23 protein-coding genes are annotated in these 22,712 nt (G+C 67.4%); 4 read left to right on the plus strand and 19 right to left on the minus strand.

Annotation, left to right across the window (positions count from 1 at the left end; translation table 11 throughout):
* Window positions 1-48 precede the first annotated feature (48 nt).
* The gene (locus tag AC5QAB_RS09735; RefSeq protein ID WP_014646409.1) at window positions 49-651 is read left to right on the plus strand and encodes a DUF937 domain-containing protein; all 603 of its coding nucleotides are present in this window, start codon (window positions 49-51) and stop codon (window positions 649-651) included.
* Window positions 652-689: 38 nt separating this feature from the next.
* On the opposite strand, the gene AC5QAB_RS09740 is transcribed toward AC5QAB_RS09735, so the two are convergent.
* Both AC5QAB_RS09740 and AC5QAB_RS09745 read right to left on the minus strand, forming a co-directional pair.
* Window positions 690-1,097, minus strand: coding sequence for an RNA-binding S4 domain-containing protein (locus AC5QAB_RS09740; RefSeq protein WP_014646408.1), 408 nt, complete (start codon window positions 1,095-1,097; stop codon window positions 690-692).
* Between the two features lie 9 nt (window positions 1,098-1,106).
* Entirely contained in the window at window positions 1,107-1,346 is a 240-nt protein-coding gene (locus AC5QAB_RS09745) for a hypothetical protein (RefSeq protein WP_197561615.1), read from the minus strand.
* Between the two features lie 62 nt (window positions 1,347-1,408).
* Here AC5QAB_RS09745 and AC5QAB_RS09750 point away from each other — a divergent pair, with 62 nt between their 5' ends.
* On the plus strand, window positions 1,409-2,869 hold the full coding sequence (locus AC5QAB_RS09750) for an MATE family efflux transporter (protein WP_197561616.1): 1,461 nt from the start codon (window positions 1,409-1,411) through the stop codon (window positions 2,867-2,869).
* A 69-nt stretch (window positions 2,870-2,938) separates the two neighbouring features.
* On the opposite strand, the gene AC5QAB_RS09755 is transcribed toward AC5QAB_RS09750, so the two are convergent.
* The 10 genes from AC5QAB_RS09755 to ffh form a co-directional block, all read right to left on the minus strand.
* Window positions 2,939-3,346, minus strand: a complete 408-nt coding sequence (locus AC5QAB_RS09755; protein WP_197561617.1) for a DUF1801 domain-containing protein — start codon at window positions 3,344-3,346, stop codon at window positions 2,939-2,941.
* Between the two features lie 35 nt (window positions 3,347-3,381).
* Entirely contained in the window at window positions 3,382-3,816 is a 435-nt protein-coding gene (locus AC5QAB_RS09760) for a DUF1801 domain-containing protein (protein ID WP_197557396.1), read from the minus strand.
* Window positions 3,817-3,895: 79 nt separating this feature from the next.
* A complete protein-coding gene (locus tag AC5QAB_RS09765; protein WP_032956354.1) occupies window positions 3,896-4,276 on the minus strand; it encodes a DUF6404 family protein in 381 nt (126 codons plus the stop codon).
* A gap of 82 nt (window positions 4,277-4,358) precedes the next feature.
* A complete protein-coding gene (gene rplS / locus AC5QAB_RS09770; RefSeq protein ID WP_005415736.1) occupies window positions 4,359-4,760 on the minus strand; it encodes a 50S ribosomal protein L19 in 402 nt (133 codons plus the stop codon).
* A gap of 154 nt (window positions 4,761-4,914) precedes the next feature.
* Window positions 4,915-5,673: a tRNA (guanosine(37)-N1)-methyltransferase TrmD gene (gene trmD, locus AC5QAB_RS09775; RefSeq protein ID WP_032956355.1), complete on the minus strand. Its 759-nt coding sequence runs from the start codon at window positions 5,671-5,673 to the stop codon at window positions 4,915-4,917.
* Between the two features lie 8 nt (window positions 5,674-5,681).
* Window positions 5,682-6,194: a ribosome maturation factor RimM gene (gene rimM / locus AC5QAB_RS09780; RefSeq protein WP_005408595.1), complete on the minus strand. Its 513-nt coding sequence runs from the start codon at window positions 6,192-6,194 to the stop codon at window positions 5,682-5,684.
* A 44-nt stretch (window positions 6,195-6,238) separates the two neighbouring features.
* Complete coding sequence (gene rpsP, locus AC5QAB_RS09785; protein WP_005415733.1) at window positions 6,239-6,499, minus strand: 30S ribosomal protein S16; 261 nt, start codon at window positions 6,497-6,499, stop codon at window positions 6,239-6,241.
* A gap of 97 nt (window positions 6,500-6,596) precedes the next feature.
* Window positions 6,597-7,409 (minus strand): aminotransferase class IV, encoded by an 813-nt coding sequence (locus AC5QAB_RS09790; RefSeq protein ID WP_197561618.1) that lies wholly within the window; start codon window positions 7,407-7,409, stop codon window positions 6,597-6,599.
* Window positions 7,406-8,482, minus strand: coding sequence for an NAD(P)H-dependent flavin oxidoreductase (locus tag AC5QAB_RS09795; RefSeq protein ID WP_046429548.1), 1,077 nt, complete (start codon window positions 8,480-8,482; stop codon window positions 7,406-7,408). Before AC5QAB_RS09795 ends, AC5QAB_RS09790 begins: the two co-directional genes overlap by 4 nt.
* A gap of 148 nt (window positions 8,483-8,630) precedes the next feature.
* Window positions 8,631-10,007, minus strand: a complete 1,377-nt coding sequence (gene ffh, locus AC5QAB_RS09800) for a signal recognition particle protein (RefSeq protein WP_014036403.1) — start codon at window positions 10,005-10,007, stop codon at window positions 8,631-8,633.
* Between the two features lie 122 nt (window positions 10,008-10,129).
* Here ffh and AC5QAB_RS09805 point away from each other — a divergent pair, with 122 nt between their 5' ends.
* Window positions 10,130-10,924: a cytochrome C assembly family protein gene (locus AC5QAB_RS09805; protein ID WP_014646399.1), complete on the plus strand. Its 795-nt coding sequence runs from the start codon at window positions 10,130-10,132 to the stop codon at window positions 10,922-10,924.
* A gap of 100 nt (window positions 10,925-11,024) precedes the next feature.
* On the opposite strand, the gene AC5QAB_RS09810 is transcribed toward AC5QAB_RS09805, so the two are convergent.
* From AC5QAB_RS09810 to radA, 4 genes are all read right to left on the minus strand, one after another.
* Window positions 11,025-11,489, minus strand: a complete 465-nt coding sequence (locus AC5QAB_RS09810) for a YqhG/Tai3 family protein (RefSeq protein WP_495233366.1) — start codon at window positions 11,487-11,489, stop codon at window positions 11,025-11,027.
* Between the two features lie 92 nt (window positions 11,490-11,581).
* Complete coding sequence (locus AC5QAB_RS09815) at window positions 11,582-13,888, minus strand: tetratricopeptide repeat protein (RefSeq protein ID WP_049404403.1); 2,307 nt, start codon at window positions 13,886-13,888, stop codon at window positions 11,582-11,584.
* A 48-nt stretch (window positions 13,889-13,936) separates the two neighbouring features.
* A complete protein-coding gene (locus AC5QAB_RS09820; protein ID WP_197562111.1) occupies window positions 13,937-15,796 on the minus strand; it encodes an ATP-binding protein in 1,860 nt (619 codons plus the stop codon).
* A 137-nt stretch (window positions 15,797-15,933) separates the two neighbouring features.
* A complete protein-coding gene (gene radA / locus AC5QAB_RS09825; protein WP_014646395.1) occupies window positions 15,934-17,310 on the minus strand; it encodes a DNA repair protein RadA in 1,377 nt (458 codons plus the stop codon).
* A gap of 149 nt (window positions 17,311-17,459) precedes the next feature.
* On the opposite strand from radA, the gene AC5QAB_RS09830 reads away from it, so the two are divergent.
* A complete protein-coding gene (locus AC5QAB_RS09830; protein ID WP_049404407.1) occupies window positions 17,460-19,517 on the plus strand; it encodes a putative bifunctional diguanylate cyclase/phosphodiesterase in 2,058 nt (685 codons plus the stop codon).
* A gap of 220 nt (window positions 19,518-19,737) precedes the next feature.
* Here the strand turns inward: AC5QAB_RS09830 and cyoD are convergent, their stop codons facing one another.
* Genes cyoD through cyoB form a run of 3 tightly spaced genes read right to left on the minus strand, consistent with a single transcriptional unit; the run spans window position 19,738 to window position 22,711 of the window.
* The gene (gene cyoD / locus AC5QAB_RS09835) at window positions 19,738-20,079 is read right to left on the minus strand and encodes a cytochrome o ubiquinol oxidase subunit IV (RefSeq protein WP_005415725.1); all 342 of its coding nucleotides are present in this window, start codon (window positions 20,077-20,079) and stop codon (window positions 19,738-19,740) included.
* Entirely contained in the window at window positions 20,079-20,717 is a 639-nt protein-coding gene (gene cyoC, locus AC5QAB_RS09840; RefSeq protein WP_014646393.1) for a cytochrome o ubiquinol oxidase subunit III, read from the minus strand. Before cyoC ends, cyoD begins: the two co-directional genes overlap by 1 nt.
* Complete coding sequence (cyoB, locus tag AC5QAB_RS09845) at window positions 20,714-22,711, minus strand: cytochrome o ubiquinol oxidase subunit I (protein WP_032956371.1); 1,998 nt, start codon at window positions 22,709-22,711, stop codon at window positions 20,714-20,716. The genes cyoC and cyoB overlap by 4 nt, the downstream gene beginning before the upstream one ends.
* Between the last annotated feature and the right edge of the window lies 1 nt (window position 22,712).

The raw sequence follows: 22,712 nt of genomic DNA on the forward strand, positions 1-22,712 counted from the left end.
TCTGCGTCGTACCTTCTGCACGCCCAACCCCAATCAAGGATTCCGCAGATGAGCCTGACCGACGAACTTCTCGCCAAATTGCAGGGCGCCCCGCTGCAGCAGGTATCGCAGCAGCTCGGCATCAGCGATACCCAGGCCTCCGGTGCGATCAGTGCCGCGCTACCGGTGCTGATGGGCGCGCTGGGCAACAACGCCTCGCAGCCGCAGGGCGCACAGGCGCTGCTCGGTGCACTGCAGAACAACCACAGCGGCCTGGACCTGGGCAGCGTGCTCGGCTCGGTACTGGGCGGCGGTGGCGGTGGCGCCGCCAGCGACGGTGCCGGCATCCTCGGCCACATCTTCGGCGGCAGCCAGCAGAAGGTGGAAACCGGCCTGGCCCAGGCCACCCAGCTCGACAGCGGCCGTACCAGCCAGCTGCTGCAGATCCTCGCACCGATCGTGATGGCCTTCCTCGCCCAGCGCCTCGGTGGTGGCCAGGCCGATGCCGGCTCGCTCAGCCAGGCCCTCGGCCAGGAAAAGCAGCAGGTGCAGCAACAGGGCGGCCTTGCCGGCGGCCTGCTTGGCAGCGTGCTGGACCAGGACGGTGACGGCCAGCTCGGCGTGGGCGATCTGCTGAAGATCGGCGGCAGCCTGCTGGGCGGCAAGCGCTGAGCCAAGGGGGCGCCGGACCCGGTCTGGCGCCCTGCAACTTACAACGCGTCGATATCGCCGAGCGCGCGGATCAACCGCCGTGCGCGTTTGTCCGGCTTGTGCTCCGGCGGCTGGAAACCATCGCGTGCGGCGATGCGCAGCGCACGCTGCTCGGCGCGGCGGGCCCTGGAGGCCTCACTCTCGGCATACAGCTGCTGCGCCGCCGGCGCCGGCCCGCGCTGATCGCTCAGCCCCAGCACCTGGATCTCGAAATGCTCCTCGCCGCGATCCACCTGCAGCTGCTCGCCGACGCGCACCGCGCGTGAGGATTTCGGGCGCTGCCCAGCCACGCTGACCTTGCCGGTCTCGATGGCCTGCTTGGCCAGGCTGCGGGTCTTGAAGAAACGGGCCGCCCACAGCCAGATGTCCAGGCGGACACTGGGCGGCAGCGGGGAAAGCTCGGTCATCGGCAGGGACTACTCCGTTCGCTTGTTCAGGGGACGCGGGTTGTCGGGGTCGGTGCGGCAGCCGCTGCCCCCGATCAGGGTGGGTACGCCGGCAGAAAGATCCTGGCGCTGGCTGCCGACCAGGCACTCGGGCCGGTCGGTGGGCCGCACCTGGGTATCGCCCAGCCGGTCACCTGTCGAACATGCGGCCAGTACGACGCTGATCAAGGCCAGCGCCAGGCTCCACTCCACCTGCAGTCGTTGATGCATTGCCACATCCCGCAAACCGGCTTGGTGCTAGTGTGCGCCTCCCGGGATTCGATCACCACTCCATGGCCAAAGCGCCGCTTGACCTGACCTCCGGCCCGATCGGCCGCAATCTCCTGCTGTTTTCCCTGCCGATCCTGGCAGGCAACATCGCGCAGTCGCTGAACGGTTCGGTGAATGCGGTCTGGGTCGGGCGCTTCCTCGGTGAGGCGGCACTGACCGCCACCGCGAACGCCAACAACATCATGTTCTTCCTGATCGGCTCGGTGTTCGGCTTCGGCATGGCTTCGACCATCCTGATCGGACAGGCGATCGGCGCGCGCGACATCGCGCAGGCGCGGCGCGTGGTCGGCACCAGTGCCACCTTCTTCATCGGCCTGTCGGTGATCATCGCCATCGCCGGCTGGTTCATGGCCCATCCGCTGCTGGCGGCGATGGGCACGCCGGCCGCCTCGCTGCCATTGGCCGAGGCCTACCTGCAGATCATCTTCCTGGCGATGCCGACGCTGTACGCGTTCGCCTTCCTCACCGCCGCCCTGCGCGGTGCCGGTGATTCGCGCACGCCGTTCCGCTTCCTGATGGTATCGGTGGCACTGGACATCGTGCTGAACCCTGTACTGATCTTCGGCATGGGGCCCTTCCCCGCGCTGGGCATCGCCGGCTCGGCCTGGGCCACGCTGGTCGCGCAGACGCTGTCGCTGGCCGGCCTGCTGCTGTACATGCGGCACAAGCGCCACACCCTGTGGCTGGGCCGCGCCGACCTGCGCCTGTTCAAGCTCGACATGACCATCCTCAAGGCGCTGGTGGTCAAGGGCGTGCCGATGGGCCTGCAGATGGTGCTGATCTCGCTGTCGGTGATCCTGCTGATGACCATGGTCAACCAGTACGGCACCGACACCGCCGCCGGTTACGGTGCTGCCCTGCAGCTGTGGAACTACCTGCAGATGCCGGCGATGGCGATCGGTGCGGCGTGTTCTTCGATGGCCGCACAGAACGTCGGTGCGCAGCGCTGGGACCGCGTGCGCGGTACCGCACGCCAGGGCGTGCTGTTCAACTTCCTGCTGACCGGCGCGCTGATCCTGCCGTTGGTTGTGTTCGATCGCCAGCTGCTGGCGCTGTTCCTGCCGCCGGCCAGCCAGGCGCTGGACATCGCCCGCCACCTCAACCATGTGGTGATCGGCTCGTTCCTGTTCTTCGGCGTCAGCTTCGTGATCTCCGGCGTGGTGCGCTCCACCGGCGCGGTGATTCCGCCACTGCTGATCCTGGCCGGCTCGCTGTGGGGCGTGCGCGTGCCGTTCGCCGAACTGCTGCAGCCGTACTGGGGCGCCGATGCAATCTGGTGGAGCTTCCCGGTCAGCTCGCTGGTGTCGATGCTGCTGTCGCTGGCGTATTACCGCTGGGGCGGCTGGCGCAAGGCGAAGATGATGGGCAAGCCCTCGCATGCCGAAGAACTGGCGACGCCGTCGGAGATTCCGGCCTGTCCGCCGTCGCCGGTGGCCGACCCGGATGCCGCACCGCCACGGTAGTGCCGGCCGCTGGCCGGCAACCTCACACCTCTCCAGCAGCATCGCGCAACAGCCGGCCAGCGGCCGGCTCTACCGTTTCTTCTTCGCCGCGTTGAACGCCGCCGCTGCGCGCAGCAGCGCCTTGAACGCAGCGGCATCCGGCATCGCACCTTCATGGATGTCGATCGCACGCCGCGTGTTGCCCTCCAGGCTGGCGTTGAACAGGCCCTTCGGGTCCGCCAGCGCCGCACCGTTGGCGAAGGTCAGTTTCACTGCCTGCTTGTAGGTTTCGCCGGTGCACAGGATGCCGTTGTGCTCCCACACCGGTGTACCGCGCCACTTCCAGGCTTCCTGCACGTCCGGCAGCGCTTCATGGATCAATGCACGCACGCGTGCCAGCGTTTCGCCGCGCCAGTCTCCCAGCTCGGCGATGCGTGCATCGATCAGTTCGGTCGCCGGGGTTCCGGCATCGTCAGGGTTCGGAGCATGCATGGCCATCAGGGTCTCTCGGGAAAGGAATCGGAATGCCGGGCTTACATGCGCTCGCCGGGCAACGCGGCGGCCTGGCGCACCCAGTCGAGGAACTGTGCTTCATCCAGCACGCCATCCTGCGCGATATGCAGGTAGCGCGTATCGGCGCTCCTGGACGGCTCGGGTGGCACCGGCTTCAGCGCCGCGCCACGGAAGAACGCCACCTTGATGTAGCGGGTGAAGCAATGGAAGCTGAGAAACCAGCCTTCGCCCGGCGCCACCGCATACATCGGCGAGTTCCACTTCACCGCCTTGTGCACGCCGGGTACGGCCCGTTCGATCAACGCATCCAGCTGTGCGCCGACCGGGCGTTTCCAGTCCGGCATGGCGGCGATGTATGCCTGCACCGGAGCATCGCCCTCGCCCTTGGCGATCCGGGGGTTGCCGCCGGACAACAGCGTGGGCGCGGTGGAAGGTGCGGTTCGCTTGGCAGGCATCGCACGGCACGTCCATCGGGATGAAACCGCAGCCTAGCGCGGCCCGTAGCCAGCGGTCACGGCGCAGTGCGCCATCGGCTCAGTCCGCCTGCCGCGCCCGGAACTGGCGCCAATCCGGCAGCTTGCGGTGGCGGCGCAGCGAGCGCATCAGCGCCGCCATCACAAGGCCGAACAGCGCGCCGGCCACCAGACCGGCCACCAGCAACAGCACCAGCGGACGTTCGCTGCCCTGCCACAGCATCAGCCACATCAGCGCGGTCCAGAACAGCCCGAACAGCAGGCCCTGCACCAACGCGTTGGTGCCAAAGCCGGCCAGGATCGGTGGCGGCAGTGCGATGCCCAGGCGCCACAACAGGCGATGCAGCAACGGCGCCGATTGCACGCGTGCCAGCCCCTTGCCGTCGAGAAAGCGCAACGCCGACTGGATCACGGCCGGATAGCGAAGGTTGATGTCGTTCATCACCTGATCGTGGCCGACGCGATGCCGGAAACGCAAACGGCCACCCGAAGGTGGCCGTCGCGGCAACAACCGAAGTTGTTTATCAGGCCTTGTCGGCCAGACGGGCAGCCTTGGCGGCAGCAGCGGCAGCCAGGTCTTCCTTGATGCGGGCAGCCTTGCCTTCCAGGCCACGCAGGTAGTACAGCTTGCCGGCGCGGACCTTACCACGACGCTTCACTTCGACCGAGTCGATGATGGCGCTGTGGGTCTGGAAAACGCGCTCGACGCCGTAGCCGTGCGAGATCTTGCGGACGGTGAACGAGGAGTTCAGGCCGGCGTTCTTGGTGGCGATGACGACGCCTTCGTAGGCCTGCACGCGCTCGCGGCTGCCTTCCTTCACCTTCACGTTGACGACAACGGTGTCGCCCTGGCTGAACTTCGGCAGTTCACGGGTGATCTGGGCGGATTCGAATTCCGCGACGATGGACTTGTTCAGCTTGCTCATGGGTTACACCGATTCTTGTTCGGGTGGGCGTGTCGTATCGACAACGTAGGCTCATGCAGTCACCGGACTGTGCTGCACGTTTGTTTTGGGTACTGCGCGCGCCGACCAGGGCCGACGGGAATTGGCCATGATAGCCGATAAAGCCGACCCTGCGCTAGGGGCTGGCCTTCTGGTTGCGGGCCTGGCGGCCCTGCTCCAGCAGTTTGCGGTCGGCCTTGCCCAGTGCCTGTTCATCCAGCAGGTCCGGGCGCCGCTCGGCGGTCCGGAGCAGCGACTGCTGGCGGCGCCAGGAGGCGATGGCCGCGTGGTTGCCCGAGCGCAGCACGTCCGGCACGTCACCCAGCGGGTGCTGGGCCGGCTGGCTGTAGTGCGGGCAGTCGAGCAGGCCGAGGTCGCCCTCGAAGCTGTCCTGCGCCGCCGATTCGGCGTCGTTCAGGGCACCGTCCTGCAGGCGGGCCACGGCGTCGATGATCACCGCCGCGCCCAGTTCACCCCCGGACAGCACGTAGTCGCCGAGGGAGATCTCCTCGTCGACATTGGCCTCCAGGAAACGCTCGTCGATGCCCTCGTAGCGGCCGCAGAGCAGGACCACGCGCGGCAGCGCCGCCAGTTCCCGCACCTTGGCCTGGGTCAGCGGCGCCCCCTGCGGGCTGAGGTAGATCACCCGCGCCGGGGTCGGATCGGCCTCGCGGATCGCCTGCAGGCAGGCCTGCAGCGGCTCGATCAGCATCACCATGCCCGGGCCACCACCGAACGGACGGTCGTCCACGCGGCGGTAGTTGCCTTCGGCGTAATCACGGGGGTTCCAGCCGTGCAGGCTGAACAGCCCCTTCTCCTGCGCGCGCCCGACCACGCCCAGTCCGGCGGACTGGGCGAGGAACTCGGGGAACAGGGTGATGACGTCGAAACGCATGCTCACGCTCAGAACTCGGGATCCCAGTCGACCACGACCAGGTTGGCCTCGAAGTCGACCGACTTGACGAAGTCCGGCTGCACGAACGGAATCATCCGCTCGCGGTCACCACGGACCACCACCACGTCGTTGGCGCCGGTGCTGAACAGGTGCGAGACCTGGCCCAGGGCAACGCCCTCGGTGGTCTTCACGTCCAGGCCTTCCAGGTCCACCCAGTAGTACTCATCGGGCTTCGGCGGCGGCAATGCACTGCGGGCCACGTAGATCTCGGTGCCGCGCATCGCTTCGACGGTATCGCGGTCCTCGACGCCGGGGAAACGGGCGACCAGGTGCTTGCCGCTGTCGCGGCCACGCACACCTTCAATCGTGGTTTCCACGCCGGACGGGCTGCGCACGATCCACGGCTGGTAACGGAAAATGGCGGAACGTGGCTCGGTCCAGGACTCGAGCTTGATTTCGCCGCGCACACCAAAAGCGCCGACAACCCTGCCCAGCAGGATGCGGCGCTCGATATCTTTCATCTGCTTCAACCAAGAGGGCCACGCCGAAGCGTGGCCCGTCAGGATCAGGCCGCAGCGGCCTGGGACTTGGTCGCTTCCTTGATCAGGTTGCGGACCTTGTCGGTCGGCTGGGCGCCGTTCTTGACCCAATGGTCAACGCGGGCCAGGTCCAGCTCGATGCGCTTCTCGGCGCCCTGGGCAACCGGGTTGTAGAAGCCAACGCGCTCGATGTTGCGGCCGTCGCGCGCGCTGCGCACGTCGGTGACGATGATGTGGTAGAACGGACGCTTCTTGGCGCCGCCGCGGGTCAGTCGAATCTTGACCATGGTGTTTTTCCTATTGCCCAGTCGCCAGGATGGCGAGGTAAGCGGGCGATTATAGCGGCAGAGCCCGGCCGAGCCAACCCCGGGGGTCCGCTTGGGGTCAGATCCCTTTTGCGGCGCAAAAGGGATCTGACCCCAGCCCCTGCCAAGCCACCGCCGCCAGCACCGCCCTGCCCTGTTCAGCCAGCGTCTGCGAGCTTGGCAGGGCATGCCCGTCGATGGCGTCCAGCGCCCATAGGCCGCTGGCGTTGCAGGCAAAAGCGGCCTTCACACTGTCCAGTTCTGCCAGCGCCAACGGCCGCGTCAACTGTGCGCCGGGCCAATGCTGCTTCAGCAACGTTTCGGCGGTCCCGCGCAGGGCCGGCGCCTGCGGCCAGAGCAGCCGTTCACCATCGTGCACGGCCAGATTCCAGGTGCTCCCTTCACTCACGTCGCCATCGGCGGTCACGAACAGCACATCGTCGAATCCATGCGCCATCGCCGCGCGACGCGCGGCAAACAGGCCAAATGTGCCCACATGCTTGATCTGCGGCATTTCGCGCTGCCAGGCCACGCTGCGCACGCGCTTGGGCGCAGCCAGGGCCACCGGCGCTGAAACTGACACCAGCACGTCCACCGGCACGGTCGCCAGCGGATTGCGGAAATCGAAGCGGCGCGAGTACACCGTCACCCGCAGCGAGGCATCGGCCAGGCCGGCCTGCCGCAGCGCCTGCGACATCCACGCCTGCACCTGCACCGTGTCCAGTTCGCTGCCGAACAGTTCGCGCGTGGCCTGCGACAGCCGCGCCAGATGCAGGTCCAGCCCCTGCACTGCACCACCACGCACCTGCAGCGAGGTGAAGTGGCCGTAGTTCACCAGCGCCGGCAGCAGGTCCGCCACCTGCGCCGGCTGACCATTGCAGGTGACCCTCATCGCAGCAGGGCCTGCGCCTGTTCCCACATGCCGCGCAGCACGTCGGCGGCCGGCTGTGCAGGCGCCATCCACGCCGACTGCCCGGCCCAGGCCTGCATCGCCGCCAGGCGATTTTCCTGCACGGCCTGCTTGCGCATCGGCGCGGTCAGGCCACGCTGCACCGGGTACGGGCGCGGCGCAGGGGCGCCTTCGGCAGCAGCGGCGCGCACATACGCGGTCGCCAGGCCACGGCCAAGGCGGCCGCTGAACGCGCGCGTCGGCCAGGTATCTTCCGGTTCGCTGGCGGCCAGCCCATCGGCCCACGCCGATGCGATCGCCGCCTCGGGCGTGCGCAGGAAGGCGGTGCCGATCTGGACGGCGCTGGCCCCCAGGGTGAGTGCGGCAGCAATGCCACGGCCATCGGCGATGCCACCGGCAGCGATCACCGGAATCTGCAGGTGATCGGCCAGGCGCGGCAACAGCGCGAACAGCCCGACCAGCTGGCGTTCGGCCATTGCCGGATCAAACGCACCGCGATGGCCACCGGCCTCCATGCCCTGCGCCACCACGGCGTCGGCACCGGCGTCCTGTGCGGCACGCGCTTCGGACAAGGTGGTCGCGCAGGCGATCCAGGCAATGCCGGCGTCCTTCAGCTGCTGCACGTGGCGCGGCAGCAGCACGCCCATGATGGTCGACGCCACCGCCGGGCGTGCCGCAAGCAACGCAGCGAACTGTTCTTCGAAATCGGCAGGCGTGGCGTCGGCGGCGCTGGCCGGCACGTCCGGGCCCCACTGCGCGAGGAAAGCGCGGCTGGCGGCCTCGGCAGCGACATCACGGCTCGGTGCGGGGTCCGGCAGCCACAGGTTCACCTGCGCCGGGCCGGTGGAGGTCGCGCGGAAGTCCTCCATCCAGCGACCGATATCGGCCGACGACGACAGCACCGCGCCCATCGCCCCCATGCTGCCGGCATTGGCCAGCGCGGCGGACAACGGTACGGGGCAGGCACCGGCCATCGGTGCCAGCAGGATCGGAACGGAAATGCCAAAGCGCCGGCAGAACGCCTCGACGCGGGAAGTTACAGCGGAACTCTGCATGATGGCCCATCGTTTCGGACAGGCCCCCATGGTGCGCGCGGGACAGGGGAAGAGTCGAGCCTGCTGCCCGACCACCTGCTGCGGCGCTTGCGCGCCGCCGCCCGAGCGTGGGCTCGGGCGCTACATCACACTGCGGACGGGGCCGTCATCAACGGAACGGCATGCCGCGGCCGCCCATGGCGCCCATCATGCCCTTCATGCTGCGCAACATGCCCTTCATGCCACCGCCGGCCATCTTGCTCATCATCTTTTCCATCTGCATGTACTGCTTCATCAGCTTGTTGACGTCGGCCGGGGTCACGCCCGAACCCTTGGCGATGCGCGCGCGGCGCGAGCCGTTGAGCAGGTTCGGGTTGCGCCGTTCCTTCTTGGTCATCGAGCCGATGATGGCGATCATGCGCGGCACTTCCTTGCCCTGGCTGACCTGCTGCTTCAGGTGGTCGGGGATGTTGCCCAGGCCCGGCAGCTTGTCCATCAGGCCGCCGATGCCGCCCATGTTCTGCATCTGCTCGAGCTGGTCGCGCATGTCGTTCAGGTCGAACTTCTTTCCCTTCGCGACCTTCTCGGCCAGCTTGGCGGCTTTGTCCTTGTCGACCTGCTGCTCCACCTGCTCGACCAGCGACAGCACGTCGCCCATGTCGAGGATGCGGCTGGCGATGCGGTCCGGATGGAACACGTCCAGGCCTTCCGGCTTTTCGCTGACACCGACGAACTTGATCGGCTTGCCGGTGATGTAGCGCACGCTCAGCGCGGCACCGCCGCGGGCGTCACCGTCGGTCTTGGTCAGCACCACGCCGGTCAGCGGCAGCGCATCACCGAAGGCCTTGGCGGTATTGGCCGCGTCCTGGCCGGTCATGGCGTCGACCACGAACAGGGTTTCGGCCGGGTTCACGGCAGCGTGCAGGGCCTTGATCTCGGCCATCATCGCTTCGTCGATGGCCAGGCGGCCGGCGGTATCGACCAGCAGCACGTCGACGAACGACTTGCGCGCGTCGTCGATGGCGGCGCGGACGATGGCCTCCGGCTTCTGGTCGGCGCTGGACGGGAAGAACAGCACGCCGACCTGCTCGGCCAGGGTCTTCAGCTGCTCGATCGCGGCCGGGCGGTAGACGTCGGCCGAAACCACCATCACCTTCTTCTTGCGCTTTTCCTTCAGGTGCTTGGCCAGCTTGCCGACCGTGGTGGTCTTGCCGGCGCCCTGCAGGCCCGCCATCAGGATGATGGCCGGAGCGGGCACATTGAGGTTCAGGTCGCTGGCCTCGGCACCCATGACCGCGGTCAGCTCGTCGCGCACGACCTTGATCAGGGCCTGGCCCGGGGTCAGCGACTTCAGCACTTCCTGGCCGACCGCGCGCACCTTGATGCGCTCGATCAGGGCCTGCACCACCGGCAGCGCGACGTCGGCTTCGAGCAGCGCGATGCGTACTTCGCGGGTCGCCTCGCGGATGTTCTCCTCGGTCAGGCGGCCGCGGCCACGCAGGCGCTCGATGGTGCCGGAAAGGCGCTGGGTCAGGGACTCGAACATGCGGCGCAACCTGTCTGAAAGCGGGGGACAATAAGGCAGACAGTATAACGGGTCCGGCTGTCCGCCCGGACTGCGACCACCGGGCCGTCGCCAGCATCACAGGGGTATGCGAAACTGCAACGATGACAATCGTTCTCATCGCCGTCCTGCTCTACCTGGCTGCCAGTGCCCTGCTGGTGCGTGCGCTCGGCCGCGATGAAAGCACCGGCTCCCCCACCTGGCTGTGGCCGGCCCTGCCAGCGATGCTGCTGCATGGCGGTTACCACGTGATGGTGGCGATGCGCACCAACGGCGGGCCGGACATGCACTTCTTCGCCGCGCTGTCGCTGGTCGGCCTGGGCATGGCCTGGCTGACCTCGCTGGTGGGCGCGCGCGGCCGCATGTCGGCGCTGGGCGTGGTGGTGTTCCCACTGGCCGCGGTACTGCTTCTGGCCTATCACGGCTACGGCCACGAGCCGAGCAAGGTGCTGGGCTGGCGCCTGGCCAGCCATGCCTGGCTGGCGCTGCTGGCCTACGCCACGCTGAGCATCGCCGCGCTGCTGGCGATCATGCTGTGGCTGCAGGAACGCGCCCTGCGCCGCCGCGAGTTCCGCCCGTGGCTGCGCGCGCTGCCACCGCTGGCCGACCTGGAATCGCTGCTGTTCCGGGTGATCACGGTCGGCTTCGCGCTGCTGACCCTGACCCTGGTCACCGGCGTGCTGTTCGTCGATGACCTGCTGGCGCAGAAGCTGGTGCACAAGACCGTGCTGAGCGTGCTGTCGTGGATCGTGTTCGGCGTGCTGATGATCGGCCGTCGCCGCTACGGCTGGCGCGGCATGAAGGCGGTGCACTGGACGCTGGCGGCAATGCTGTTGCTGCTGCTGGCGTTCTTCGGCAGCCAGTTCGTGATCGAACTGGTGTTCGGGCATTCGCGATAAAGGCATGCCGACCAACGGTCGGCACCCACCCCAACATCACCGGGTAGTGCCGGCCGCTGGCCGGCAACTGGACCGCACCCTGCGCGGATGCTGCCGCCGATCAGGGAATCGACTGCGCCAGGATCTTCCGCACCGAGCGACCGCTGTTGGTGAGGATGTCATCGACCTGCCAGCAGCCCTGGCCCTGGCGCACCATCGGCAGACGGGTCACGTAGGCCTTCTTCCATACCGCATAGCGCATCTCGACCTGGCCGGCAGTGGCCGAGGCCTCTTTCCAGCGATAACGCACCGGGGTTTCAATGTCGCCGTCCTGCGCATCCAGCCACGGGTCGGAATCGATCGTGCAGATGCCCTCTTCGCGCTGCTGGCAGGCACGCTCGCCACGCAGTGCCTTGCCGAACGCCGGGCTGACCAGCGCGGGCAGTGGCTCCAGCAGGTCACCATTGCCGGTCGTGGCTTCGAAGAAGGCACGGGCAACGGCCATGGGTTCCTGGCAGGCCGGTGCGGCCTGCACGGTGGGGGCCAGCAGCAGCCCGGCGATCACGAACATCCCTGTCTTTCGCATGTATCTGTCCCTGAGGTAGTGCCGGCCGCTGGCCGGCACTACAGGATATCCCGGTGCTGCCGGCCAGCGGCCGGCACTACCCGATACCCGGCTTACAGCCCGTAACGCTCGATCACGTCCAGGTGCGGCTGGCGATCCTGGTCACAGGCTTCAGCCAGGCGCAGCCAGCAATGCGGATGCGGCCACGTCGCGGTGTGCTGCTGGAGGAAGCGGTGCAGCGCCAGCGGCGCATGGTCCTGCGGCTGGGCGACGGTGAACAGCAGGCCGGGCAGCGTGCCCTCCTCCCTACCGGGGTCGGTGACGGTGTAGTCCGGGCGGCTGTGCGACCACACCTTCCAACCCTGTGCTTCGGCCGCCTCGACGAAGGCATTCCACGCCTCTTCGCCCGGGTGCGCGCCATCGATCATCCAGCTGCGGGCGAAGCCGCCGCGCTCCAGCACATGCACCTGCGCATAGGTCGGGATGAAATGCTCGCGCGCTTCCTCCTCCTCAGGTGCCGGATGCACCAGTGCGGCATCGAACACCACCCAGTCGCCCACCTGCTGGGCGCGGTTGGACGGCGCATTCTCGACGATGCGCGCGGTCACCGGGCCGCTGCGACGGGCGTAGTACTCCATCGGCTCGCCGTTCTCTTCGCTGCGGATGATCACCCAGCCCCATGGCTCCTCGACCACACCTTCCTGGCTGGACAGCTCCATGCCGATCGCCGCGGCCGAGCGGCGCACCGCGTCCCAGTCGCGCGCCGCGCTGGCCGCACTCATGTGGTCCCAATGCGCGGCGTTCGGCTCGTCCAGCAGCTCCACCAACTGCGCATAGCAGGCCTGGGCCTCGCTGAAGCGGCCGGTTTCCATGTACATGCGCGCCAGCGTGCCGCGCGCGCCGTGCGAGCCCGGAGACAGCTCCAGAAGCGATCGGGCCGCCTGCTCCAGCGCCGGCCAGTCGGACACCCGGCGTGCGCGCTGCACGTCGCACCAGTGCGCGAACACCGGCACGCTGCTGCGGTAGACCTCGGCCAGCTGGCGCAGGCCGTCGTCGTCCCCCTGCTCGGCCAGCCAGCGCATCAGCGTGTAGGCTGCGGGACCATCGTTCTGCGCATGGCTGCGTACGAACCGCCACAACAGCGCTCGCGCCTCGGCCTGCGCGCCGCAGGCGCTCAGCGCCGAGGCGGCCATCTCGGCCAAGGCCTCGTCATCGGGCAGCTGCGCCTGCGCCTGCAGCAACCACTGCGCCTCGCGCTCGGGGTCGCGCGCCTGGTTCTGTTCACCCTGCGCGTCCAGCCATGCCAGCAGCTCGCCGGCCGGCACCGGCAGCTGTGCGACATCCGGCAATGCATCGATGCGTGCCGCCAGGCCGGCCACCAGCGCTGCCGCCCCCCGGTCCTGGCGCAGCTGCGCCAGATGGGTGCGGGCCAGTTCCAGCTGGCGCAGCGCCACCCAGCGCGCACCACGCTGCAGGGCAAGCTCCAGGCTCAGCGCTGCCACTTCGATCAGCAGGCGATGCGATCCGACCCGGGCGAAGTGCTCGATGATCGTGTTGAAGCGCGTGCCCAGGTCCCACGTATTGCGCGCAGGGTCACGCTGGCACAGCGCTGCGGCGGTGTTCGCCCACAGCCGCCAGTAGTTCGGGGTCAGCTCGCTCCACGGCACCAGCTGCTGCAGCGCTTCTTCGTCGCGGCCCAGCTGGGCCAACGCCCATGCCTTGGACAGGCGACGCGGCACCGTGCAGTTGGCCGGCTCGTACTCCCCGGAGGCGGCCACTTCGGCTTCGCGCTTCTCGATCAGCGCCAGTGCCTCGTCGGCGCGGCCGACAGCGAGCAGGATCTTGATCTGCATCTCCGGGAAGCTGTCGAACACTTCCTTGCCACAGGCCTCCACGGCGTCGGCCTGCGCCTGCAGGTAATCCAGCGCCTCCTGGCCACGGCCATCGTCGAGCAGCGCATCGGCTTTCTCGCAGCTCAGGCACTGGAAGCAGGCCCAGCTGGGATCGATGCGGCCGAGGGTCTCGTCGCACACCTCGATGCGCTCGGGCACCCAGCCCGGGCCATCGATGTTGCCGTAGCAGGCGGCCAGGTCCTGGGTCACGCAGATCGACTGCGGGCATTCCAGGGTGTCTTCGCGGTGTGCCCGCTCGAACAGCGAAACGGCTTCGCCAAGCGCGCTCTCGCCTTCAACACGGTTGCCGACGCGGTTGCGCAGCGCCCAGTGGCCGACGTAGACGTCGACCCAGGGGTTGTCGAGCGCCTTGCCCAGTGCGCGTGCTTCGGGCAGCAGTGCATCGACGCGGTCGATCTGCAGTTCACTGACCTCGTCGGCGAGGCGGTTCAGCAGGTGCGCGTTCTGCGCCTGGCCGGCCTGGCGCAGGTCGCCCTGCAGTTTTTCGACCCAGTTCCAGATGTCCATGGGGTAAGTACTCCTGTCTAGCGAAGGCTGGATGAGAGGGCGCGGTGCTCAGCGCAGCATCTGCTGCAGAGCACCGGCGATATCGGTAAAGGCGCCGTTGAGATCCGGGCCCTGCGTGGCGGTCGTTGCCCGGGCCAAGGGACGGCCCTGCGCAGCGACGATGATCTTCAGCGAGCGCAGCAGGCGCGCCGCCGCTTCGGCCTGCGGGTGGCCCTCGCGCTGGGCGCGCAGCAGCGCCTGCACCGCCGGGTTGTCGAGGTTGAGGTACAGCCGCGAGGGTGCGCGCGATTCGATGCGTGCGGTGAACTGGCGCGCCAGGCGCAGCGCCGCCATCGAAACGCGCTTGTCGTTCTCGTCGTCTTCCAGGCGCTGCTTCAGTTCGGCCTCGCGGTCGGGCACCACCACCACCGGCAGTGCTTCCGGGCTGAAACGCGCCGGCAGCAGCTGCTCGCCATCACCCAGCTGTTCGCGCAGCCAGGCCAGCTGCGCATCGTCGAGGCTGTCATCGCTGCGGAACAGTGCGCGATTGCCCTGCTCGGTACCGAGTTCAACCAGGCGCAGGCCCTTGGCCTGGGCCCAGCGCCGCAGGAACGGCACCACGGCGTAACGATGGCCATGCGCGACCGGCACCCCCATCGCGCGGAACAGCATCTCTTCGAAGCCACCGCCATTGTCGAGGATGACATGCACGGCACCGCGCGCCGGCAGGGCACTGGCCGGCAGGTCGCCTTGCGAGGTCGGCACGCGCACATGCTCCATCAGCAGGTCGAACAGGCGGTCATCGCACAGCGCCGCGCCCAGCAGCGCCTCGTTGTGGCGGCTCAATACGCGTCGCCACGCCTCCGGCTGCTGCCGCGCAACGTCGGCCAGACCATCGATCAGCGCCTCCAGCAAGGCATGTTGCACAGCGCGGTACTGGTCATCGCGCTGCAGGTCTTCGCGGCTGGCGGTGGGAGTCAGCCGCGAGGATTCGATCACCCCGCCGATGAAGCCAGCCCACGGCGGCAGCAGGTCACGGGCATCGTCATCCAGCAGCATGCCGCGCACGAACACCGACAGGTTGCGGTTGTCGCTGGTGCCATAGGTGGCACCATCCTGCACCCACAGCAGGCCGGTGGCATCGCTGTTGCCGTCGGCACGCAGCGGCACGGTGACGATCGGCTCGAAATCGTGCTCGAAGCGCGCGGCGAACTGCAGTGCCTGGCGGCGTGCCTGCACCGGGTGCACGGCCACGTCACCCTGCCCCCGCCACGGCGGCGGCTCGGGGTTGAGCGCTTCGGTCGCAGCACCGATGAAGATCGGTTCGGACAGCAGCGCGCAGTAGCGGCCCAGCACCTCGTGCAGGCGCGCCTCGTTGGCCAGCGGCAGGAAGTCCGGATGCAGCTCCAGTTCCACCTCGGTGCCGACCGCACGTGCCGGCACTTCGCTGACGGTGTACTGCTCGGCATTGCTGGACACGTACAGATGGCCCAGCTCCGGCGTCTGGTACGAGGTGGTACGCACGCTGACCCGCCGCGCCAGCACGAAGGCCGACAGGAAGCCGAGGCCGAACATGCCGATCAGGCCTTCATCATCCTCGCCGCCCTGGCGCAGGCCACGGGTATAGCCGACACCGACGGTGGCCAGGTAGTCGTGGATCTCCTGGCGGGTCAGGCCGGCACCGGTATCGGTGATGCGCAGCACGCCGGCACCGGCATCGACCTGCACCGAAATGCGCGAAGGCACCTGGGCGCCGGGCTGCTCGATGCGGCGGCGGATGATCGAGTCGTGCGCGTTCTGCACCAGCTCGCGCAGCGCCACCACCGGGGTGGAATACAGGTGCTTGCCCAGCACCGTCATCAGTCCATTGAGATCGACCCCGGCACGACGGATCTCGGCGTTGGGGGCGGTGAGCGCGGTGTCCTGCATGTAATCGTTTACTCCTGGGCACGGAAAGGCGCCAGAGGGCGCCTTCGTCGAGCGGGAAAAACTAGCACAGCCAGCCTGACCGTTGCCGTATATGACGTATGTAGAGGCAGGCCCCGCAGCAGTCCCCCCACCGTGCCTCACGCCGCGTCGATGGCCTCGGACAGGCGCTCCACCGCGATCACTTCCATGCCTTTCACCGATCCGCCCTTGGGTGCATTGGCCTTGGGCACGATGGCGCGCTTGAAGCCATGGGTGGCGGCCTCGCGCAGGCGGTCTTCGCCATTGGGCACCGGCCGGATCTCGCCGGACAGCCCCACCTCGCCGAACGCAATCGTCTTTTCCGCCAGCGGCCGGTCCTGCAGCGAGGACAATACGGCCAGCAGCACCGGCAGGTCGGCGGCGGTTTCCTGCACGCGGATGCCACCGACCACGTTGACGAACACGTCCTGGTCGCCGACCAGCACGCCGCCGTGGCGATGCAGTACCGCCAGCAGCATGGCCAGGCGGTTCTGCTCCAGGCCGACCGCGACACGGCGCGGATTCGACAGCGGCGACGCATCGACCAGCGCCTGCACCTCCACCAGCAGCGGCCGGGTGCCCTCGCGGGTGACCATCACGCAGCTGCCCGGCTGATGGGTGCTGCCGCCGGACAGGAAGATCGCCGATGGGTTGGAGACCTCCTTCAGGCCCTTGTCGCCCATCGCGAACACGCCCAGTTCGTTGACCGCACCGAAGCGGTTCTTGAACGCGCGCAGCAGGCGGAAGCGGCTGCCGCTCTCGCCCTCGAAATACAGCACTGCATCGACCATGTGCTCGAGCACGCGCGGGCCGGCGATGCCGCCCTCCTTGGTCACGTGGCCGACCAGGAACACGGCCGTGCCGGTTTCCTTGGCAAACCGGACCAGCCGCGCCGCGCTCTCGCGCACCTGGCTGACCGAACCGGGCGCGGCGGTCAGGCTCTCGGTCCACAGGGTCTGCACGGAGTCGGCCACGATCAGCCGCGGGCCGGCCTTGGACGCATGCTGCAGGATCGATTCGACCCCGGTCTCGGCCAGTGCGTTGACCCCGTCCAGCGGCAGCTCCAGGCGGTGCGCGCGGCCGGCGACCTGCGCCAGCGATTCCTCGCCGGTGACGTACAGCACCGGCAGTTCGGCCGCCATCTTCGCCACCGCCTGCAGCAGCAGGGTCGACTTGCCGATGCCCGGATCGCCACCGACCAGCACCACCGCGCCCTCGACCAGGCCACCGCCCAGCACCCGGTCGAACTCGCCGATGCCGGTGGAGACCCGGCGATGCTCGGTCTGCTCCACGTCCTTCAGGGCGGTGATCTTCGGCGGGTCGATCTTGCCGGCCCAGCCGGCCCGGCGCGAAGCCGGCGCCTTGGCCGCCGCCGCGCTTTCCAGCACGATTTCCGACAGCGAGTTCCAGGCGTTGCACTCGGTGCACTGGCCCTGCCACTTGCTGAATTCGGCGCCGCATTCATTGCAGACGTAGGCGGTGCGGGCTTTTGCCATCGGATGATTTCCAGCAACGAGAACAGGCGTGGCAGGATAGCCGAGCCGGGTCGCAGGTGCTGCGACCACTCAAGTCCTGCCCACCTGCGCCGATAGGGGTCGCGGGCGTGCGCCTTGCGGGCGCCCCTCCCTCCCCCACTGGATTCATCATGACTGGCAGCTACAGTCAGAGCCTGGTCATCATCTCCCTGCTGGTGGCCATTCTTGCTTCGTACACGGCACTGGACATGGCCGGGCGCCTGGCCACGGCCGAGGGTCGCGTGGCCCGCTGGTGGCTGGCCGGGGGGGCGGCGGCCATGGGCCTGGGCATCTGGTCGATGCACTTCATCGGCATGCTCGCCTTCGACCTGCCGATTCCGGTGGGTTACGACCTTGGCATCACCCTGTACTCGCTGGCGGTCTCGATCGGCGCCTCGGCCTATGCGCTGTGGCTGGTGTCGCGGCCCAGCCTGCCGTGGCGCCGGCTGCTGGCCGGGGCCGTGCTGATGGGCCTGGGCATCGCCACCATGCATTACCTGGGCATGGCGGCGATGCGCATGCAGCCCGGCATCGACTACCACCCGGGCTGGTTTGCCGCCTCCATCGCGGTGGCCATCGGTGCCGCCGGCGCCGCACTGTGGATCGCCTTCCGCCTGCGCGCCGAGCGGCGCAACACCCTGCTGCTGCGCGCGCTCGCTTCGCTGGTGATGGGGCTGGCCATCGTCGGCATGCATTACACCGGCATGGCGGCGGCGCGCTTCCCCGAAGGCAGCATCTGTGGCGCCGTCGGCAGTGGCGGCATCGACACGCGCTGGCTGGCAGTGCTGGTGATCGTCACCACCGTGGCCACGCTGGGCATCGCCCTGGTCGCCTCGCTGTTCGACCGGCAGATGCGCGTGCGCACCGGGCTGCTGGCCGATTCGCTGGCGCACGCCAACGACAAGCTGATCCAGGCCGCGCTGCACGACCCGTTGACCCAGCTGCCCAACCGCATGCTGCTGCAGGACCGCATCGAGCAGGCCATCGAGAAGGCGCGGCGCCGCAACCATGCAGTGGCGGTGATGTTCTGCGACCTGGACGGCTTCAAGGCGGTCAATGATGCGTACGGCCACCAGCTCGGCGACCGCCTGCTGGTGGCGGTGGCACAGCGCATCGGCGGCCAGCTGCGACCGCAGGATACCTTGGCCCGCCTCGGCGGCGATGAGTTCGTGATCGTGCTGGCCATCGACATTCCCGACGATGCGGTGGTGGTGGCCGAGCGCATCATCGCCGCGGCCGGCGAACCGTTCCTGCTGGATGCGGCCGAACTGCAGGTCAGCGCCAGCCTGGGCATTGCCCTGTACCCGGATGACGCCGGCAACGAGCGCGAGCTGATGGCCCACGCCGATGCGGCGATGTACCACACCAAGGAAACCGGGCGGAACGGCTACACCTTCTTCACCCCGTCGATGCAGCTCAGTGCCAACCGCCAGCTGCGCCTGCTGCAGGACCTGCGCAAGGCCATCGCCCGCGACGAACTGATCCTGCATTACCAGCCCAAGTTCCCTGCCGCCGGCGCACCGGCCACCGGGGCCGAAGCGCTGCTGCGCTGGCAGCACCCGGAGCTGGGACTGCTGGCGCCGGACGTGTTCATCCCCATTGCCGAGCGCAGCGGCCTGATCCTGCCGATCGGTGACTGGGTATTGGACCGCGCCTGTGCGCAGCTGCGGGCATGGCACCAGGCCGGGCATACGGAATGGACAATGGCGGTGAACCTCTCGCCGCTGCAGTTCGCCTCGCCGGCACTGCTGGACAGCGTGCGCGAGGTGCTGCACCGGCACCGGATCGAACCGGCGCGGCTGACCCTGGAGATCACCGAGACCACGGCGATGAAGGACGTCGATGCCAGCCTCGCGATTCTCAACGACCTGACCGCGATGGGCGTGCACATCGCCATCGATGATTTCGGCACCGGCTATTCCAGCCTGCTGTACCTCAAGCGCATGCCGGCCACCGAACTGAAGATCGACCGTGCGTTCGTGCACGACCTGGAGCGCAATGACGAGGACGCCGCCATCGTCTCGTCGATCATCGCGCTGGGCCGCACCCTGCAGCTGCAGGTGGTGGCCGAGGGCGTGGAGACGCAGGCGCAGCGCGAGTACCTGAGCGAACTGGGGTGTGACCAGTTGCAGGGTTACCACCTGGGCCGACCGATGGACGCCGAGGAATTCCTGCGCCGGGTGGGGTGAAGCGCCAGGTCCGGGGTCGGATCCCTTGCCGCAGGCAAGGGCTCTGACCCCATCCACGCATGGCGTGGATCTCCTGGTAGAGCCGGCCGCTGGCCGGCTTCGCGTAATTGCCGGCCAGCGGCCGGTACTACCAGCCTGGTGGGTGCACGAAACGCGCAACCACAGCAAACAGAAAGGCCGCCCGAGGGCGGCCTTTCTGCGTGGCAACGTCGCGAGGACGTCAGTGCATCATGTGCACGTTCATGTTGTGCATGACCCACAGGGTGCCGATCACGATGATGCCGATCACCACAACGGTGAAGGCCGCAGCGTTGACGTTCCAGCGGCTTTCCGAAGAGCGGTCCAGGTGCAGGAAGAACACCAGGTGGACCAGCATCTGCAGCACCGCGGTGACCGCGATCACCACACCGTTGACGGTGCGCGAGAAATCACCCGACATCACCATCCAGAACGGGATGACGGTCAGCACCACCGCCAGCACGAAGCCGATCAGGTACGACTTCACGCTGCCGTGGCTTTCGCCGCCGGTGCCGTGGTCGTGTGCGTGGTTGTCATGTGCCATTACAGCGCTCCATTGAGGTAGACGACGGAGAACACGCCGATCCAGATCAGGTCCAGGAAGTGCCAGAACAGGCTCAGGCACGCCATGCGGGTCTTGTTGGTCGGGGTCAGGCCGTACTTCTTCAGCTGCACGAACATCACCAGCAGCCACAGCAGGCCGGCGCTGACGTGCAGGCCGTGGGTACCGACCAGGGCGAAGAACGCCGACAGGAAGGCACTGCGATCCGGACCGTAGCCCTGATGGATCAGGTGCTGGAACTCATAGACTTCCATGCACATGAAGCCGAAGCCCAGCAGCCAGGTAACCGCCAGCCACAGGAACATCTGGCCAACCTGCTTGCGGTGCATGGCGATCATGCCCAGGCCGAAGGTCAGCGACGAGGTCAGCAGCAGCGCGGTTTCCCACGCCACGAACGGCAGTTCGAACAGGTCCTTCGCGGTCGGGCCACCATCGGTACCGCCTGCCAGCACCACGTAGGTGGCGAACAGCGAGGCGAAGATGAGGCAGTCGCTCATCAGGTACACCCAGAAACCGAAGACGGTGTTGCCGCCGGTGTCGTGGTGCTCGTGGTCGTCATGGCCATGGGCCGCCGCGTGCGCGGCGTGCCCGTGGCTCAGGGTCGAGGTATTGGTGCTCATGCCTTCAGCTCCGACTTCACCAGGCCCTGGGCTTCCAGGTGCTTGCGGTGTTCGTTCTCGATGCGTTCCACCTCGGCGGCCGGGACCCAGTAGTCCACGTCCTGGTCGAAGGTGCGGTAGATGAACGTGGCGATCATGCCGACGAAGCCGACGATGGCCAGCCACCAGATGTGCCAGATCATCGCGAAGCCGAACACCAGGCTGAAGGCACCGATGACAACGCCCGTGCCGGTGTTGCGCGGCATGTGGATGTCGGTGTACTTGGCCGGCTTCGGCCAGGCTTCACCACGCTGCTTGCGCTCCCAGAAATCGTCCAGCTCGGTGACTTCCGGCAGCGTGCCGAAGTTGTAGAAGGCCGGCGGCGAAGAGGTTTCCCACTCCAGCGTACGGGCATCCCACGGGTCGCCGGTCAGGTCGACGGTCTTCTTGCGGTCGCGGATCGAGACGGCCACCTGGATGATCTGGCACAGGATGCCGGCGCCAACGATGAAGGCACCTGCGGCGGCGATCAGCAGCAGCGGCTCATAGGCCGGGTTGACCGTGCTCTGCAGGCGACGGGTCATGCCCATGAAGCCCAGCACGTACATCGGCATGAAGGTCACGTAGAAGCCGATGAACCAGCACCAGAACGCGCACTTGCCCCAGAACTCATTGAGGCGGAAGCCGAACATCTTCGGCCACCAGTAGGTGATGCCGGCGAACATGCCGAACACCACGCCGCCGATGATGACGTTGTGGAAGTGGGCGATCAGGAACAGGCTGTTGTGCAGCACGAAGTCGATGGCCGGGATCGCCAGCATCACACCGGTCATGCCGCCGATGACGAAGGTGACCATGAAGCCGATGGTCCACAGCACCGGGGTGGTGAAGTGCACGCGGCCGCGGAACATGGTGAACAGCCAGTTGAAGATCTTCACGCCGGTCGGGATCGAGATGATCATCGTCGTGATGCCGAAGAAGGCATTGACGTTGGCACCGGAACCCATGGTGAAGAAGTGGTGCAGCCACACGATGAACGACAGCACGCCGATGCAGGCGGTGGCGTAGACCATGCCCTTGTAGCCGAACAGCGCCTTGCGCGAGAAGGTCGCGATGACTTCGGAGAACACACCGAACGCCGGCAGGACCAGGATGTACACCTCCGGGTGACCCCAGATCCAGATCAGGTTGATGTACAGCATGGCGTTGCCGCCACCGTCATTGGTGAAGAAGTGCGTACCCAGGTAACGGTCCAGGGTCAGCAGCACCAGGGTGATGGTCAGCACCGGGAAGGCAGCGACGATCAGCACGTTGGTCACCAGGGCGGTCCAGGTGAACACCGGCATCTGCATCAGCTTCATGCTGGGGGTACGCATCTTCAGGATGGTGATGAAGAAGTTGATACCGCTCAGCGTGGTACCCAGGCCTGCGACCTGTAGACCCCAGATGTAGTAGTCCATGCCGACGCTTGGACTGTATTCGATGCCCGACAGTGGCGGGAATGCCAGCCAGCCGGTGGCAGCGAACTCACCGATCCACAGCGACAGCATGATCAGCACCGCACCGGACACGAACAGCCAGAAGCTGAGCGAGTTGACGAACGGGAACGCGACGTCGCGCGCACCGATCTGCAGCGGCACGGCCAGGTTCATCAGGCCGGTGATCAGCGGCATCGCCACGAAGAAGATCATGATCACGCCGTGGGCGGTGAAGATCTGGTCGTAGTGGTGCGGCGGCAGGTAGCCCTCGGAGCCACCGACGGCGATGGCCTGCTGGGTACGCATCATGATGGCGTCGGAGAAACCGCGCAGCAGCATGACGAAGGCGACGATGAGGTACATCACGCCGATCTTCTTGTGATCCACCGAGGTGAACCACTCCTTCCACAGATAGCCCCACAGCTTGAACTTGGTGATCAGGGCGACGACGCCCAGGCCACCAAGAACCGCGCCGATCAACGTCGTCAGGACGATCGGATCGTGGGGGATCGACTCAAGAGAGAGTTTTCCCAACATG

It is taken from the genome of Stenotrophomonas sp. YJH_SMC_127, assembly GCF_059372445.1.

Bases quoted from the DNA above. Each gene is read 5' to 3' on its own strand.
- AC5QAB_RS09735 (WP_014646409.1), top strand. From the start codon at position 49: ATGAGCCTGACCGACGAACTTCTCGCCAAATTGCAGGGCGCCCCGCTG.
- AC5QAB_RS09740 (WP_014646408.1), bottom strand. From the start codon at position 1,097: ATGACCGAGCTTTCCCCGCTGCCGCCCAGTGTCCGCCTGGACATCTGG.
- AC5QAB_RS09745 (WP_197561615.1), bottom strand. From the start codon at position 1,346: ATGCATCAACGACTGCAGGTGGAGTGGAGCCTGGCGCTGGCCTTGATC.
- AC5QAB_RS09750 (WP_197561616.1), top strand. From the start codon at position 1,409: ATGGCCAAAGCGCCGCTTGACCTGACCTCCGGCCCGATCGGCCGCAAT.
- AC5QAB_RS09755 (WP_197561617.1), bottom strand. From the start codon at position 3,346: ATGGCCATGCATGCTCCGAACCCTGACGATGCCGGAACCCCGGCGACC.
- AC5QAB_RS09760 (WP_197557396.1), bottom strand. From the start codon at position 3,816: ATGCCTGCCAAGCGAACCGCACCTTCCACCGCGCCCACGCTGTTGTCC.
- AC5QAB_RS09765 (WP_032956354.1), bottom strand. From the start codon at position 4,276: ATGAACGACATCAACCTTCGCTATCCGGCCGTGATCCAGTCGGCGTTG.
- rplS (WP_005415736.1), bottom strand. From the start codon at position 4,760: ATGAGCAAGCTGAACAAGTCCATCGTCGCGGAATTCGAATCCGCCCAG.
- trmD (WP_032956355.1), bottom strand. From the start codon at position 5,673: ATGCGTTTCGACGTCATCACCCTGTTCCCCGAGTTCCTCGCCCAGTCC.
- rimM (WP_005408595.1), bottom strand. From the start codon at position 6,194: ATGAAAGATATCGAGCGCCGCATCCTGCTGGGCAGGGTTGTCGGCGCT.
- rpsP (WP_005415733.1), bottom strand. From the start codon at position 6,499: ATGGTCAAGATTCGACTGACCCGCGGCGGCGCCAAGAAGCGTCCGTTC.
- AC5QAB_RS09790 (WP_197561618.1), bottom strand. From the start codon at position 7,409: ATGAGGGTCACCTGCAATGGTCAGCCGGCGCAGGTGGCGGACCTGCTG.
- AC5QAB_RS09795 (WP_046429548.1), bottom strand. From the start codon at position 8,482: ATGCAGAGTTCCGCTGTAACTTCCCGCGTCGAGGCGTTCTGCCGGCGC.
- ffh (WP_014036403.1), bottom strand. From the start codon at position 10,007: ATGTTCGAGTCCCTGACCCAGCGCCTTTCCGGCACCATCGAGCGCCTG.
- AC5QAB_RS09805 (WP_014646399.1), top strand. From the start codon at position 10,130: ATGACAATCGTTCTCATCGCCGTCCTGCTCTACCTGGCTGCCAGTGCC.
- AC5QAB_RS09810 (WP_495233366.1), bottom strand. From the start codon at position 11,489: ATGCGAAAGACAGGGATGTTCGTGATCGCCGGGCTGCTGCTGGCCCCC.
- AC5QAB_RS09815 (WP_049404403.1), bottom strand. From the start codon at position 13,888: ATGGACATCTGGAACTGGGTCGAAAAACTGCAGGGCGACCTGCGCCAG.
- AC5QAB_RS09820 (WP_197562111.1), bottom strand. From the start codon at position 15,796: ATGCAGGACACCGCGCTCACCGCCCCCAACGCCGAGATCCGTCGTGCC.
- radA (WP_014646395.1), bottom strand. From the start codon at position 17,310: ATGGCAAAAGCCCGCACCGCCTACGTCTGCAATGAATGCGGCGCCGAA.
- AC5QAB_RS09830 (WP_049404407.1), top strand. From the start codon at position 17,460: ATGACTGGCAGCTACAGTCAGAGCCTGGTCATCATCTCCCTGCTGGTG.
- cyoD (WP_005415725.1), bottom strand. From the start codon at position 20,079: ATGGCACATGACAACCACGCACACGACCACGGCACCGGCGGCGAAAGC.
- cyoC (WP_014646393.1), bottom strand. From the start codon at position 20,717: ATGAGCACCAATACCTCGACCCTGAGCCACGGGCACGCCGCGCACGCG.
- cyoB (WP_032956371.1), bottom strand. From the start codon at position 22,711: ATGTTGGGAAAACTCTCTCTTGAGTCGATCCCCCACGATCCGATCGTC.